Raw genomic sequence first — 12,551 nt, forward strand, 5'->3', positions numbered from 1 at the left:
AGAAGGAGGAAATACGATGAAGATTGTAATTGGTGGACAGGTAGAGAAAAAGGAAATTGAGCGATTGATTAAGGAGTTTGATCCTTCAATCGAGACAGCTGTAAAGTCTGATTTAGAAGCGGCAATGGCAATGAAAACTGGTCAAGCGGATTATTATTTAGGTGCTTGCCATACTGGTGGTGGAGGTGCGCTTGCAATGGCACTTGCGATGCTAGGTAGAGGCCAATGTGAAACTGTATCAATGCCAGGGAGAAAGCCGAATGAAGAGAATGTTGTGGAGGCAGTGAAGGCTGGGAAAAAAGCTTTTGGTTTTACTGGTGATCATGTTGAAGCAGCAGTTCCAATGATTTTAAATGCAATTAAAAACAATTCATAGGTAAGGGAGGAATAGGTAATGGAAACATTATTTGTTGTACTAATTGGCGCAGTAGCAGCTGTTTTAGCAAATAGAAATATTGCTGTATTTAATGATGGCTTGCGGCCAGTCGTTTCAGAGCATATTGAAGGTAGTTTGAAACGTAGAGAACTAGCTTTAACAGCATTTGCCATGAGTTTTGGCCTTGTAATCGGCTTCGGTATTCCATTCACATTATCAGCAAGTATCATTCTCATTCATAGTATTTTACTAGGTACTGATATTATTGGTCTACTTGTACCGAAAAATAAATGGGGTACACCAGTAGCTGCTGTTGTGGGTGGTGTTTATGGTTGGGGACTAATCGCTGGTCTAGAAGGATTTGTGAAATTATTTGATTATTTACCAGTTAATTTCTTAGAACCACTTGGTGAGGTTGGAACCCCAGTTGTTGTAACTTTTATGGCATTCCCTGCATTAGCAGTTGCATTGCAATTTAGTATTAAAAAAGGTATTTTAACATTTGTTGTAGCTGCAATTGTTAGACAGCTTGCTGTATGGGTAAATACCGAGGGCTTCCTTAAAATAGGAGAAAATACCGTTTCTTTAAACCAAGAAGGAATGGCTCTAATCGTTGGTATGATTTTCTTATTCGCGTATGCAATGAAAGAAAAACCAGAAGGTGCTTCTATCGACTTAGCTTCTTTATTCAGTGAAAAGGTAAGTCGAATTAAGAAAAATGTTGTGTTCTTTATGGTTATTGGTGGATTAATTGCTGGTGCTACTAATCTACTATTAATGGCTGGTGATCCGATTTCACTAAATCTACTTGCTGAAGGCAAGCAGACAGATGCAGGTATTGCTGCAGCAGCAAGAGCTATCGGCTTCATTCCATTAGTAGCGAGTACTGCAATTGCAACAGGTGTTTATAGTCCTGTTGGGTTCACACTAATTTTTGTTGTAGGATTATTTGTCCCAAATGTTTGGTTTGCCGTAATTATTGGTGCATTAGTTATTTTCTTAGAAGTAATGCTATTAAACTATATTGCTAGATTCCTGGATAAGTATCCAGGCGTTCGTAACTCTGGTGAGAATATTCGTAGTGCAATGACTAAGCTACTAGAAGTTGCCTTATTAATTGGTGGTGCAAATGCAGCAAATACAATTGCACCTGGTTTCGGATTCTTCTTCATCGCAGGTTTCTACCTACTAAATGAAATCGCAGGACGTCCAATTGTTCGTATGGCAGTCGGCCCTGTCGGAGCAATCGCTGTAGGAATCATAGCCAATATTCTTGTATTATTAGGAATTATGGATATCCCTCAGTAAGGGTAAAACAGGAACAGGTCCCTTTTCCACCTGCAGACAATGCAGTGAAGGAAGGGACCTGTTCTTATTTTGCTAGTATTTAAATTTCTGTATGCTGTTTTCCATTTCTTTGGATAGTGTTGCTAGGTGTTCACTTGCTCTTGATATTTCTTCCATGGAAGCGGATTGCTGTTCCATGGAAGCGGAGGCTTCCTCTGTTGCAGCAGCGTTTTCCTCAGAGCTAGCTGAGAGATTCTCGATAACCCCGATAATTTCGGTTTTCTTTTCTCCCATTTCTTCACCAAGCTTCGTAATATTTTGAATAACGGCTTTCATGCTATCTAGTGAAGTCGATATTTCCTCAAACTTATCATTTGTAGTCTTAACACTATTAGCCTGTGATTGAACGATATCTCCAACCTGTTCAATCGTATCAACAGCAAGCTCTGTTTCTTGTGTTAATCTCTGAATAATGGTTTCAATCTCTTGGGTAAATTTGTTTGATTCCTCGGCTAGTTTTCTAATTTCATCGGCAACAACAGCAAAGCCTTTACCAGCTTCTCCTGCACGCGCTGCCTCAATACTAGCATTTAGTGCAAGTAAATTTGTCTGCTCTGCAATACTCTTAATCATTTGGCTTGCTGTGGCAATTTTTTCAGCACTTTGGTTCGTATTATCAATAACATCTTTAATTTCTCCAGTAGATTGATAAGCCGAATTTGTCTTTTCATTCAGGTCTTGTAATATGTCTAGTGCGTCATTCTTAATTCTATCTACATCCCCTGCAGATACATTCAATTCCTGGATGTATTCAAGATCTTTCGTTATCAAATCACCGAGCTCATTAATATTAATCGCACCTTGCTCTGTGTCACGTGCCTGTACACCTGTACTATTGGAGATTTCTTCAATTGTATGACTTACTTCCTGTGCAGCTGCAACTGATTGCTCACTCGTCTCCATTAATTCATGTGAGAAGGCTGCAACTTCTTTAGAAGAATTCGATACATTTTTAATAAGATGTACTAAATTCGTTTGCATATTATTCATATCTTTAATAATATCGCCTATCTCATCACCTAAACGTAGGTAACGCTCAGGGATTTCCTTTGTAAAGTCACCTTGTCCCAATAATTGGATATGTTCCGAAGCAAATTTAATAGGCTTCGAAATTTTGTTGGAGACAACATACGACACAAGGAAAGAAATTATTGTAATGATGATAATGGAGACAATAACCATAGCAAGAATTTCATTTGAACTTTTTGCCAGTTCATTTTTATCGACTAAAACGATATAACGTAATCCAACCTGTGAATTAGAAGAGTCCACTATCTTTATATTGTAAGCCTTTCCATTTAATTTGGCGTCAAATGGCTTATCTGGTAATTTAGTGGGGTCTTCTAATTGTTTAATCCCTAATTCAGATATACTAGCGGATTTTTCCAGGTTTTCATCTTTAGGATTAGCAATAATATTACCGTTTTTATCAGCTAAAATAATATAGCCTGAGTCACCAATTTTTAGCTTTTTAATCATTTCTGTTAAGTTGGTTAAATCCACGTCCACACTTAGTACGCCACGAACGTTATTACTTGTATCTTTTACTGCTTTAGCGGCAAAGATGACAAGGTCACCACTAGATGTTGTATATGCATCGGAAAAATTAACTTTGTCCTGATTTTCTAGTGCTAGCGTATACCAGGAGCGTTCTCTTGAATCGTACCCTTCATCCCGGTCACTGCCTGGATATTGAGTGAAACCACCATTGGCTTCAACACCAAGGCTTGCAGCAATAACTGATTCATGACTAGTTACAAATGACTCGAAGGTTCGAAAAATATCTGCCTCATACGGATCTCCTTCAAGCGGCTTCATAGGAATTTTTCCATTGACACCGGTTTTATCTATAAAAGTTGTAATACGCTCATCTGCTTCACGCAAATTCGAGAACGTACTCAACATATTTACATTCGATTCAATATCTGAAAAGAAGTTGGACAGACTCAAATCAACCTGATTTATTTGTTGTTCCATGGAACGGTTGAAGTCGAGTTTTGTTTGTGAGTTTACTTTAAATGCTACAATAACTCCACTTATCAACAATGAGATGATAGTAATAGATAATATTGCGACCTTTAATTTTGTATTAATTGTATTTAATCTAAATTTCCTTTTTTGATTTTTCTTTGTTGCCAAATCTATTCTCCTTTTAATCCAAATTAGTAATTTAGTAGAAAAGCAACCTATAAAAAATCAACTATCCCCCCTTGATCTAGACTCCTATGTATAACCAGTGCTGTATCCACTCATTTTCAATAGGGCTTTAGTACTATAGGAACATTATACTGAAATTTTTGAGATTTGGGTAGGGGGCTTGTAGCTTCTGAAGATCTCGATTAAGCCGAGACTTTCTAGAAGTTGGTAAACCCTCCAAAAACCAGTATTTACATTTTCTCTATAACACCCATGCTTTCTAATAGAATCTTTGCATCGCTATTTAAATAATCTAATACATCGTGACGTAAAAGTAACTTCGGGTTATTTTTAATTGCCAATTTGACACCACTAAGATTAAACTTTTTTGCTGATATATTAATGGCATTAATTGCTGCCATCTCTATTCTAGATAAAGGCTGAAGTCCCGATTCAAACCGTTCCGAAACAAAAGACAGTATTTCTCTAGCATTTGTGTTGAGTCGGTGTTTTTGATTCTTTAATAACTCGTAATTGTTCTCTACATAACGCCTAGCAGTTCCGAAGTCAAGTTCCTCTGTTGATTGGTTAATTTTATTGATGATTTCTTCTAGTTGCATACGAATACATTCCTTTTTCGAGATAATTTTTGCTTATGGAGTATTTTATTATAAATATAGATGTTTTTCGAGTTATTAACTTAGAGAAGGATTGCTGAGATTTAATTTACTCGAAATAATGAATTTAAGTAAACGAGACAGAATAAGATACCGATAATAATAGAGATGTTAAAAAGGTTGAGAGAATACAAATGGAGGAAACTAAATGAAAATTAAATTACCTATTATTCTAGTAGGCATTGTTCTTTTACTTACTGCTTGTTCAAGTGATGATAGTGAGAAAAAAGCAGACATAGAAAAGGAAGAGAAAACTATTTCTAAGACCGTTAATAAAGAAGAGGAAAGTACGAAGGAACAAGAACCTACTCTTGATGAATCATGGTTTGGTGATTGGGTATTTTTAAGTGATGATATAAATGGTAGTATTCAAATTCAAAAAGAAACAGATAACCAGGTCTCTGTATATATAGAAGGATCAAGTATAAGTACTGTTAATAATAGCTCTTATGGTAATGCTATAGAGGGAAGTGGAACGATTGAAGATAATAAAATTGCTTTTAAAAGGAATATAGATGGTACATGTACAGGAACCTTGGAAAAAAATGATAATATGATCACACTAACAACAGACAGTGAAGCCTGTAATACTCCCCAGATCTATTTGGATGGGGAATATATAAAGGCAGATTCCATTGAACAAGAACCATTAATTACCGAGGAAAATGGTGAGTTTTTCGTTTACGGAGTAACACTAGGTGATTCGCCGTCTTTTGTGAAGCATATGCTTGGTAATCCAACATTTGAAGGACCAAGTGAAGATGGATTTTACCCATGGGTGCTAGAGTATGATAAACCAACTGCAACCATCTCAATATTTGAGGGTCTAATGAATAGTATTATAGTCGGAAATATTAGTCTTGATGAATTCACTAATGGCATACCTGGTGAATTTACTGGAAAGTTTTACAAGACTGAAGATGATACTACTTTATATTTATACAATCCAGAAAATGAACATTTATTAATCTATCGTGCTGAATCAGAAGATTTGTCAACAGGAAGCATCTTATTCCAGCACGCGGACGGCAACTTCCATGTAGGGGTTGAAAATGGATGGATAATAGAAACGGACAGTAGTTGGGAATAATAGGTCTGAATCAGAAGAAATTATAGGAGGCGTTGTGAAGTGGTACCACTTCACAATGTCTTTTTTGATGCTAACTGCTCAAGCTAACTTAATTGGTATAGGAGGGTAATTCGTATAAGGAAAAATCAATTTTTCGTTTTTCGTGATTGGCTAATCCTCTGTGGAAGAAATAGCAAAATTGGCATTAACACTGCCGTCATCGCAGAAGAACTACAGAAACTGGTAAATGGGTTTCAGCTTAGCAAGGGCGGCGAGGTACTCCTCGAAATAACTTGATTTCGGTTGAAAAAATAATAATTAAGACCTTGCTACATGTGGTCAAGGTCTATTTATTACCAAATGGACGGAAGTACTCAGTCCCGACATCCCACAAGAACTTATACCTAGATTCTTGCATATAGTACTTCAAAGACTTCTTGAGGATGAATATGATGCATATTACAATCAACTTATACAATTTCAAGGTTAATAATATTTCTGGTAATGGCTCTATCACTATTGGTGAAGCAATTCATAATAGTCATACGTCCAAAATTAAATCCCAGGGGGCAAACTCATCCTATGGAGATGCATCCAACAATGAAGCAATGATGGAAAATATTTATATTGATCCAGATGTAAATGATATGACAGATATCGGAAATGCCGATTCAGCAAATATAGGGTTACCAACACTGGAATTAGGTCAATAGAAAGGAATAGAGTTGTTTGGTCGTTCCTGTAAATATGCGGATAGGATGTAATCTCGCAAAGTTATAAGAAGTAATTTCAGTCATTATCTCATGATCCAGAAGCATGTAGTAGCTCCAAAAGACATAATGAATGCGAGATTCATTAAAGAATTAAGATAAAAGGAGAATTCGAATGCCATATCAGATAAACATTATAGGTATTAAGGTTAACGGGATGACACAAAATGGAAATCTTGATATTGGTCCAACTGTTCATAATAGTCATACCTCAAATACGAAAATGTTTGGGGCTAATTTTTCTTTGGGAGATTTGTCTGCAAATGGCTCACAGCTAAATACATTTATTATTGATCCTGATGTTAGTGATCAAGATCAAATTGCAAACCCTTCTCTACCAATGGTTGGGCAGGTTTAGTCCAGTTTTAATGGGGTGATGTCATGGATATTGAGAAAGTTAAAAAGTGGGTAGACTTTACTCAAGATTTTCAAAAAAGCAGCTTATGGCCTAATAAGAATGAGAACTATTCACCCGAAAAGTTTTTCAAAGGAAATGAAAAAAAGGACCGTCCTGTAGTTTTACAGAAAGAAAAAGACTTCCCTAAAGTCGATGTATATCGAGACGACACTTATGTTTACATGCTGATTGAAGTTCCTGGAATCGACCCAAAGGCATTGCAAATTTCCCTACAATCCAAGCATCAATTAATTATAAAAGGAAATGTTCAGCAGCCATTCATTTCACCAGAAACTGCTGTTAGAAAAGAACGGTTTTATGGTAGCTTTGAACGGATAATCCAACTCCCCGAACCAACCGAACCGCAGCTAATCCAACTAAGCTCATACCAAGGTGTAATACAAGTTATATATCCCCGCTCGAACGAGATAACTCCACTACATTTTAGTTGGTGAATAAGGTGCTACTTCGATAGGGAGATTTACCTTTCAATAGATTTAGATAAAGAACTGATGTAAGCATAGTAGGTAAAATTATTGGGATAACTTTACCTACTATTTTTCTGTTGTATCGTTAAAAAATTCGACGATCTCTGTTAGCAAGGAGTGCATGAAAACAAAAGCTAACAAAGAATTTTTTAGTGTTTAAATTGAATAGGCGTAGTCAAATCTAGTGAAAACCTTTTACAAAACCAATGACCTATTGCTTACTAATTCCTTAAATTATAGACTTTTATCATTAATTATTTATTTCTTTGTAAACAATTACTTTTAAAGCTGTTATTTCTTCTTCAGTAAAATTGTTTTCGATTTTTTGTAAGAGTTCTTCTTTGTTAATTTGCCCTTCCTGAACTTGTGATTGAATATCCTGTAGCTCTTTTATACCTAGTTTTTTAACCATTAATCTAGTAGCTTCTTCTTTAGTAGTAAAAGGCAAGTCAGCTTCATCTACTGATTTGGCATCATTTAAAAAAGCTTTTAATTCAGGATTACTTTCAATGGTTTGTTTTATTTTTTCCATTTCTCCACTATTTAGAAATTCGGTAGATAATATTTCCACGAGTTTTTCCGATGCTATCTTCGTTCCAAAGAAGTAAATCCCATATCCAAGACCGACTAAAGCTATAATTACAATTAATAAATATTTAAGTAACCTCATTATATCTCCACCCCTTTATATAAATATACAATAATTACTAATTTAGAAATAATATTAATAAAAATTACCTGAAAGGAAATTATGAGATTTTAGCAATTGAAATGCAGAAAATTTAAGCGATAATTCGGGTGTTTTTTCACTAAACTTAAATACGTTAATGATTAACTCAACAGAAATCAAGTAAAATTGGTATCGTGAAACAGTTGTAGAAAATGGATTGGAATTCGAACCGGTTATCACTATTATAACGATATAAGAGAAGGTTAGATAGTACATTATTTTCCTTTATAGCTATAGGTTAAAAGGATTATACTATTAGTAGGGTTGAACTATGGAAATGGTGTTTTCATGATTTTTTGATGTTACTTGAATTTGACGCTAGGAAAACTAAAAGGTATCCAGAACTTTAAAATGGCATCACTTGCAATAGACCTTTGATATTTTTTTAGAAAAATGTTATTCTACATTTAGAAGTTAAATAGGATCACATGTTACTGATACGATCAGGCATGGTGGTAACTGTTGGGATAGGTTTTGCCTATCTTTGTTACCTCATGCCTTTTTTTGTTGTGTAATCAACATACCATCAACCGTGACAATCTCATTCTTTTGGTTAAATGAGTTGCTTATGAGAATACTAATGAACATCTAAGTTATACAGAAATAGGGAGGAAAAATTTATGTTTAAGAACCTTTTTAAATCTAAGGAAAAGCATACAACAAATGGGATGGAGGTTTTTGCTCCAATTACGGGTAAATTTGTTTCAATTGAAGAGGTGCCTGATCCTGTGTTTAGCCAAAAAATGATGGGAGAAGGCGGAGCTATTATTCCTTCTAATGGACAAGTTGTTGCACCTATTAGCGGTGAAATTATTCAAGTGGCACCGACAAAGCATGCAATTGGTATTTTAGCTGAGGATGGCTCGGAATTATTATTACATATCGGGTTAGAGACGGTTGCAATGAGTGGGGAAGGATTTACTGTTCACGTCAACCAGGGTGATAAAGTGCAAGTTGGACAGCCCTTATTGGATTTTGATTTAGCATCGGTTAAAGAGAAGGCAAAGGATAGTATATCACCAATTGTATTTACTAATAGTGGTGATACTGGTAAGACTTATGAGCCAGTACATGTATCCGAATGTCAAGCAGGGGAAACAGTAATTTTTCAAGTAAAGAAATAGGATATTGACTATCTATGCCTTTTTAATAAGGAGGTGAGGAATGTGAAGATAAAGAAAGTCCTAAATAATAATGCTGTTATAGTCGTGGATGAGGGACAAGAAAAGATTGCTATTGGTGCAGGTGTTGCTTATAGCAAAGGGAAGAATGACTTAGTGAATATCACTAAAATAGAGAAGCTTTTTATTTTAAAAGAAAATGAAAAGCTACAGCGATTATTAGAAAGAATTCCTGAGGAGCATTTTATCCTTGCAGAGGAAATTATTTCCCATGCAGAAAAGGAGCTGGAAGGAAAGCTGAATGACCATATTTATTTAGCATTAAGTGATCATATTTCCTATGCCATAGACCGTCACCAACAGGGAATTGTAGTGAAGAATAAGCTGTTTGATGAAATTAAAGTCTTGTATCCAAAGGAATTTTCCATAGGTTTGTGGGCGATCGACTATATAAAGGACAAAATTAGGGTCGAGCTTCCTATTGATGAAGCGGCATTTATTGCACTTCACATCCACACCATGAAAATGCGAGGAGGTGATTTACGTACAACGGTTCGGCAAACGTCTATTTTAAAGGATATGGTGGACATGATTCAGGACTATTTAGGTATTGCTATTAACGAACACCATTTATCCTATGAAAGACTCATTACGCATCTTCGCTTTGCTTTAGTGCGATCAGAACGCCGAGAAAGAAATACGATGGATGAAGAACTGCTTATCATGATTAAAAAGAAGTTCGAGGACTCGTTTCGTTGTGCTAAAAGGGTTGGTGAAGAATTATCCTCTGTTCACGGTATTCATTTACCAGAGGAGGAGTTAGGTTATATTGCCCTTCATATTGAAAGGATAAAAAATATTAATAATTAGGAGGAAAAAGACCATGATGAAATATTTACAAAGACTTGGTCGCTCATTAATGTTACCGGTTGCAGTATTACCTGCAGCAGCGGTTTTAATGGGGATTGGGTACTGGATTGACCCAGATTGGGGTACCGGTAGTGCTTTTGCTGCATTTTTAATAAAAGCCGGTAGCTCCATCATTGATAATATTCCAATTCTTTTTGCAGTAGGTGTAGCACTTGGAATGGCTAAAACCCGTGATGGTTCTGCTGCATTAAGTGGTTTGGTTGGTTTTCTAGTTGTAACAACATTACTATCACCCGATTCGGTCGCTATGTTAAAAGGAATTGATGTTGAAGCGGTTGACCCTGCATTTGAAAATATTAAAAACGCATTTATAGGTATTCTTTCGGGATTAGTTGCAGCAAATATGTTCAACCGATTTAGTGAGGTGCAATTACCAGATGCCTTGGCATTCTTTAGTGGAAAACGACTAGTTCCTATTATGACATCAGCAGTAATGCTAGTAGTTTCTGGTATTTTATTCTTTGTTTGGCCAATTGTATATGGATGGCTTGTTGCGTTTGCAGAAGCAATTGTTGGTTTAGGTGCTGGTGGTGCAGGTTTATACGGATTCTTTAACCGTTTATTAATTCCAACAGGATTACACCATGCCTTAAACTCAGTATTCTGGTTTGATGTTGCTGGAATCGCGGATATTAATAACTTCTGGTCTGGAAATGGTACGAAAGGTATTACCGGTATGTACCAGGCTGGATTCTTCCCAATTATGATGTTTGGTTTACCTGCAGCAGCACTTGCGATGTATCATACTGCTAAAACAAAGCGTAAAAAGCAAGCAGCTTCCTTATTAATGGCAGCTGGATTTGCTTCTTTCTTAACTGGGGTAACAGAACCACTTGAGTTCTCCTTTATGTTCCTTGCGCCAGCACTTTATGTTGTACATGCTGTACTTACAGGTCTTTCACTATTTATTGCAGCTGCATTCCATTGGACTGCTGGATTTACCTTTAGTGCAGGATTAATCGACTTTTCATTAAGCTCAGCCTTACCATTAGCAAACCAGCCTTATATGCTATTACTTCAAGGTCTTGGATTTGCGGTAGTGTATTATGTGTTATTCCGTTTCTTAATTACGAAATTCAATTTAAAGACTCCTGGTCGTGAAGACGATGAAATGATTGAATCGGAAGAGGACGAAGTAGCTACATCTAAAGGCGATAGTAAAAAAGATCGTTTTGCTACAATGGCAGCGCAAATTTACGCAGGTTTAGGTGGGGATGAGAACGTTACTTCCTTAGATAACTGTACAACGCGCCTACGTTTGGAAGTAAAAGATATGGATAAGGTTGACCAAGCGAAAATCAAAGCAACCGGTGTACCCGGAATTAATGTTATAGATAAACATAATATCCAAGTTGTTGTTGGAACTAATGTTCAATTTGTTGCTGATGAAATGGAGAAGTTACGTAAATAAATTGGGTAGCAGGATAGGAGAAAAAATCTCTTGTCCTGTTTTTTTGTTAGTAGGATATGGGTGACTTCCAAAGAGGACTTGCAGATGTTTTTATGATTATCTATGAATAGCTGCTGATGGTTAAAGTTTATTGAGATAGAGAGTGGAACTAATCCAATAGATGAATAGAGGTCTCTATACATCATTTTGAAGAGAAATTTGAAACGAAATAACGAATATCGATTCTCTATGCATCATTATGGGGAGGAATTTAAAATGAAAAGATGCGTAGCGGATCTCTATGTATCATTTTGAAGAAAGATTTGAAACGAAATGACGAATAGCGGGTGTCTATGCATCATTTTGGAGAGAAATTTGAAATGAAAAGATGCATAGCGGTTCTCTATGTATCATTTTGAAGAAAGATTTGAAACGAAATGACGAATAGCAGGTGTCTATGCATCATTTTGGAGCGAAATTTGAAACGAAAAGAAGCATAGCGGATCTCTATGTATCATTTTGGAGAAATATTTGTAACGAAATGACGAATAGCAGGTGTCTATGCATTATTTTGGAGCGAATTTTGAAACGAAAAGAAGCATAGCGAATCTCTATGTATCATTTTGAAGAAAAATTTGAAGCGAAATGACGAATAGCAGTTCTCTATGCATCATTTAGAAAGTAAATCTGTATCAAAATGAAGAATTACGAATTTCTTCGGGCATTACTTAGCAAAAAAAATGATGTTCATTGTAACGTTTCAGCTTAACAAAGAAAGAACACTACACGCTTTTCTTCCCTTCGCCACCTTAGTCGTCATTCTTTCGAATATAGGGATGAAAGGAGGTGTTAAGAATGGCAGTAGCTGATTTAATGAATACGCAGCTGCGCTTAGTACTTTTTGATGGGAATGATCCATCCTCTGGTGAACCTATTTATAAAGTAAAGAGCTTCAATGGTGTGAAGACAAGTGCAACTGCAGATCAATTATATGCAATTGCTAATGCTTTTGCTGGATTACAGCAACGCCCATTAAATATCATCGAGCGTAAGGATAGCTCAGATATTCGCCAGGCTTAGAAGGGTGTTGAAGCTGTAAAAGTAAGAAGTAGAAAGGAGG

13 protein-coding genes are annotated in these 12,551 nt (G+C 36.1%); 10 read left to right on the top strand and 3 right to left on the bottom strand.

Annotated features, from left to right (window positions below):
* The first annotated feature begins 16 nt into the window (after positions 1-16).
* Positions 17-376, top strand: coding sequence for a DUF2620 domain-containing protein (locus KI338_RS07845; protein WP_212920445.1), 360 nt, complete (start codon positions 17-19; stop codon positions 374-376).
* 18 nt (positions 377-394) lie between these two features.
* Positions 395-1,684, top strand: a complete 1,290-nt coding sequence (locus tag KI338_RS07850) for a YhfT family protein (protein ID WP_212920446.1) — start codon at positions 395-397, stop codon at positions 1,682-1,684.
* A gap of 72 nt (positions 1,685-1,756) precedes the next feature.
* Here KI338_RS07850 and KI338_RS07855 read toward each other — a convergent pair whose 3' ends face one another.
* Both KI338_RS07855 and KI338_RS07860 read right to left on the bottom strand, forming a co-directional pair.
* Positions 1,757-3,862, bottom strand: a complete 2,106-nt coding sequence (locus KI338_RS07855; protein WP_212920447.1) for a methyl-accepting chemotaxis protein — start codon at positions 3,860-3,862, stop codon at positions 1,757-1,759.
* A gap of 248 nt (positions 3,863-4,110) precedes the next feature.
* The gene (locus tag KI338_RS07860; RefSeq protein WP_212920448.1) at positions 4,111-4,479 is read right to left on the bottom strand and encodes a hypothetical protein; all 369 of its coding nucleotides are present in this window, start codon (positions 4,477-4,479) and stop codon (positions 4,111-4,113) included.
* A 205-nt stretch (positions 4,480-4,684) separates the two neighbouring features.
* Between KI338_RS07860 and KI338_RS07865 the strand changes: the two genes are divergently transcribed.
* From KI338_RS07865 to KI338_RS07880, 4 genes are all read left to right on the top strand, one after another.
* A complete protein-coding gene (locus tag KI338_RS07865) occupies positions 4,685-5,626 on the top strand; it encodes a hypothetical protein (protein WP_212920449.1) in 942 nt (313 codons plus the stop codon).
* Between the two features lie 428 nt (positions 5,627-6,054).
* Positions 6,055-6,318: a spore germination protein gene (locus KI338_RS07870; RefSeq protein WP_373306334.1), complete on the top strand. Its 264-nt coding sequence runs from the start codon at positions 6,055-6,057 to the stop codon at positions 6,316-6,318.
* Positions 6,319-6,490: 172 nt separating this feature from the next.
* Positions 6,491-6,733 carry a spore germination protein gene (locus tag KI338_RS07875; RefSeq protein WP_212920450.1) on the top strand — a complete coding sequence of 81 codons (243 nt, stop codon included), beginning with the start codon at positions 6,491-6,493 and terminating at the stop codon, positions 6,731-6,733.
* Between the two features lie 23 nt (positions 6,734-6,756).
* A complete protein-coding gene (locus KI338_RS07880) occupies positions 6,757-7,227 on the top strand; it encodes an Hsp20/alpha crystallin family protein (RefSeq protein WP_212920451.1) in 471 nt (156 codons plus the stop codon).
* A gap of 283 nt (positions 7,228-7,510) precedes the next feature.
* On the opposite strand, the gene KI338_RS07885 is transcribed toward KI338_RS07880, so the two are convergent.
* Positions 7,511-7,930, bottom strand: a complete 420-nt coding sequence (locus KI338_RS07885) for a hypothetical protein (RefSeq protein ID WP_212920452.1) — start codon at positions 7,928-7,930, stop codon at positions 7,511-7,513.
* Between the two features lie 680 nt (positions 7,931-8,610).
* On the opposite strand from KI338_RS07885, the gene KI338_RS07890 reads away from it, so the two are divergent.
* The 4 genes from KI338_RS07890 to KI338_RS07905 all read left to right on the top strand — a co-directional run bounded on the left by KI338_RS07890 (position 8,611) and on the right by KI338_RS07905 (position 12,511).
* The gene (locus KI338_RS07890; RefSeq protein ID WP_212920453.1) at positions 8,611-9,114 is read left to right on the top strand and encodes a PTS sugar transporter subunit IIA; all 504 of its coding nucleotides are present in this window, start codon (positions 8,611-8,613) and stop codon (positions 9,112-9,114) included.
* Positions 9,115-9,156: 42 nt separating this feature from the next.
* Positions 9,157-9,981 carry a PRD domain-containing protein gene (locus KI338_RS07895; protein ID WP_212920454.1) on the top strand — a complete coding sequence of 275 codons (825 nt, stop codon included), beginning with the start codon at positions 9,157-9,159 and terminating at the stop codon, positions 9,979-9,981.
* A 13-nt stretch (positions 9,982-9,994) separates the two neighbouring features.
* Positions 9,995-11,452: an N-acetylglucosamine-specific PTS transporter subunit IIBC gene (gene nagE / locus KI338_RS07900; RefSeq protein ID WP_212920455.1), complete on the top strand. Its 1,458-nt coding sequence runs from the start codon at positions 9,995-9,997 to the stop codon at positions 11,450-11,452.
* 834 nt (positions 11,453-12,286) lie between these two features.
* The gene (locus tag KI338_RS07905; protein WP_212920456.1) at positions 12,287-12,511 is read left to right on the top strand and encodes a DUF1659 domain-containing protein; all 225 of its coding nucleotides are present in this window, start codon (positions 12,287-12,289) and stop codon (positions 12,509-12,511) included.
* Positions 12,512-12,551: the final 40 nt, after the last annotated feature.

The organism is Ornithinibacillus bavariensis (assembly GCF_018333235.1).
GTDB lineage: Bacteria > Bacillota > Bacilli > Bacillales > Amphibacillaceae > Ornithinibacillus > Ornithinibacillus bavariensis.

Excerpts from the sequence above, each read along its gene's own strand:
- KI338_RS07845 (WP_212920445.1), top strand. The coding sequence starts at position 17 with ATGAAGATTGTAATTGGTGGACAGGTAGAGAAAAAGGAAATTGAGCGA.
- KI338_RS07850 (WP_212920446.1), top strand. The coding sequence starts at position 395 with ATGGAAACATTATTTGTTGTACTAATTGGCGCAGTAGCAGCTGTTTTA.
- KI338_RS07860 (WP_212920448.1), bottom strand. The coding sequence starts at position 4,479 with ATGCAACTAGAAGAAATCATCAATAAAATTAACCAATCAACAGAGGAA.
- KI338_RS07865 (WP_212920449.1), top strand. The coding sequence starts at position 4,685 with ATGAAAATTAAATTACCTATTATTCTAGTAGGCATTGTTCTTTTACTT.
- KI338_RS07870 (WP_373306334.1), top strand. The coding sequence starts at position 6,055 with ATGATGCATATTACAATCAACTTATACAATTTCAAGGTTAATAATATT.
- KI338_RS07875 (WP_212920450.1), top strand. The coding sequence starts at position 6,491 with ATGCCATATCAGATAAACATTATAGGTATTAAGGTTAACGGGATGACA.
- KI338_RS07880 (WP_212920451.1), top strand. The coding sequence starts at position 6,757 with ATGGATATTGAGAAAGTTAAAAAGTGGGTAGACTTTACTCAAGATTTT.
- KI338_RS07885 (WP_212920452.1), bottom strand. The coding sequence starts at position 7,930 with ATGAGGTTACTTAAATATTTATTAATTGTAATTATAGCTTTAGTCGGT.
- KI338_RS07890 (WP_212920453.1), top strand. The coding sequence starts at position 8,611 with ATGTTTAAGAACCTTTTTAAATCTAAGGAAAAGCATACAACAAATGGG.
- nagE (WP_212920455.1), top strand. The coding sequence starts at position 9,995 with ATGATGAAATATTTACAAAGACTTGGTCGCTCATTAATGTTACCGGTT.
- KI338_RS07905 (WP_212920456.1), top strand. The coding sequence starts at position 12,287 with ATGGCAGTAGCTGATTTAATGAATACGCAGCTGCGCTTAGTACTTTTT.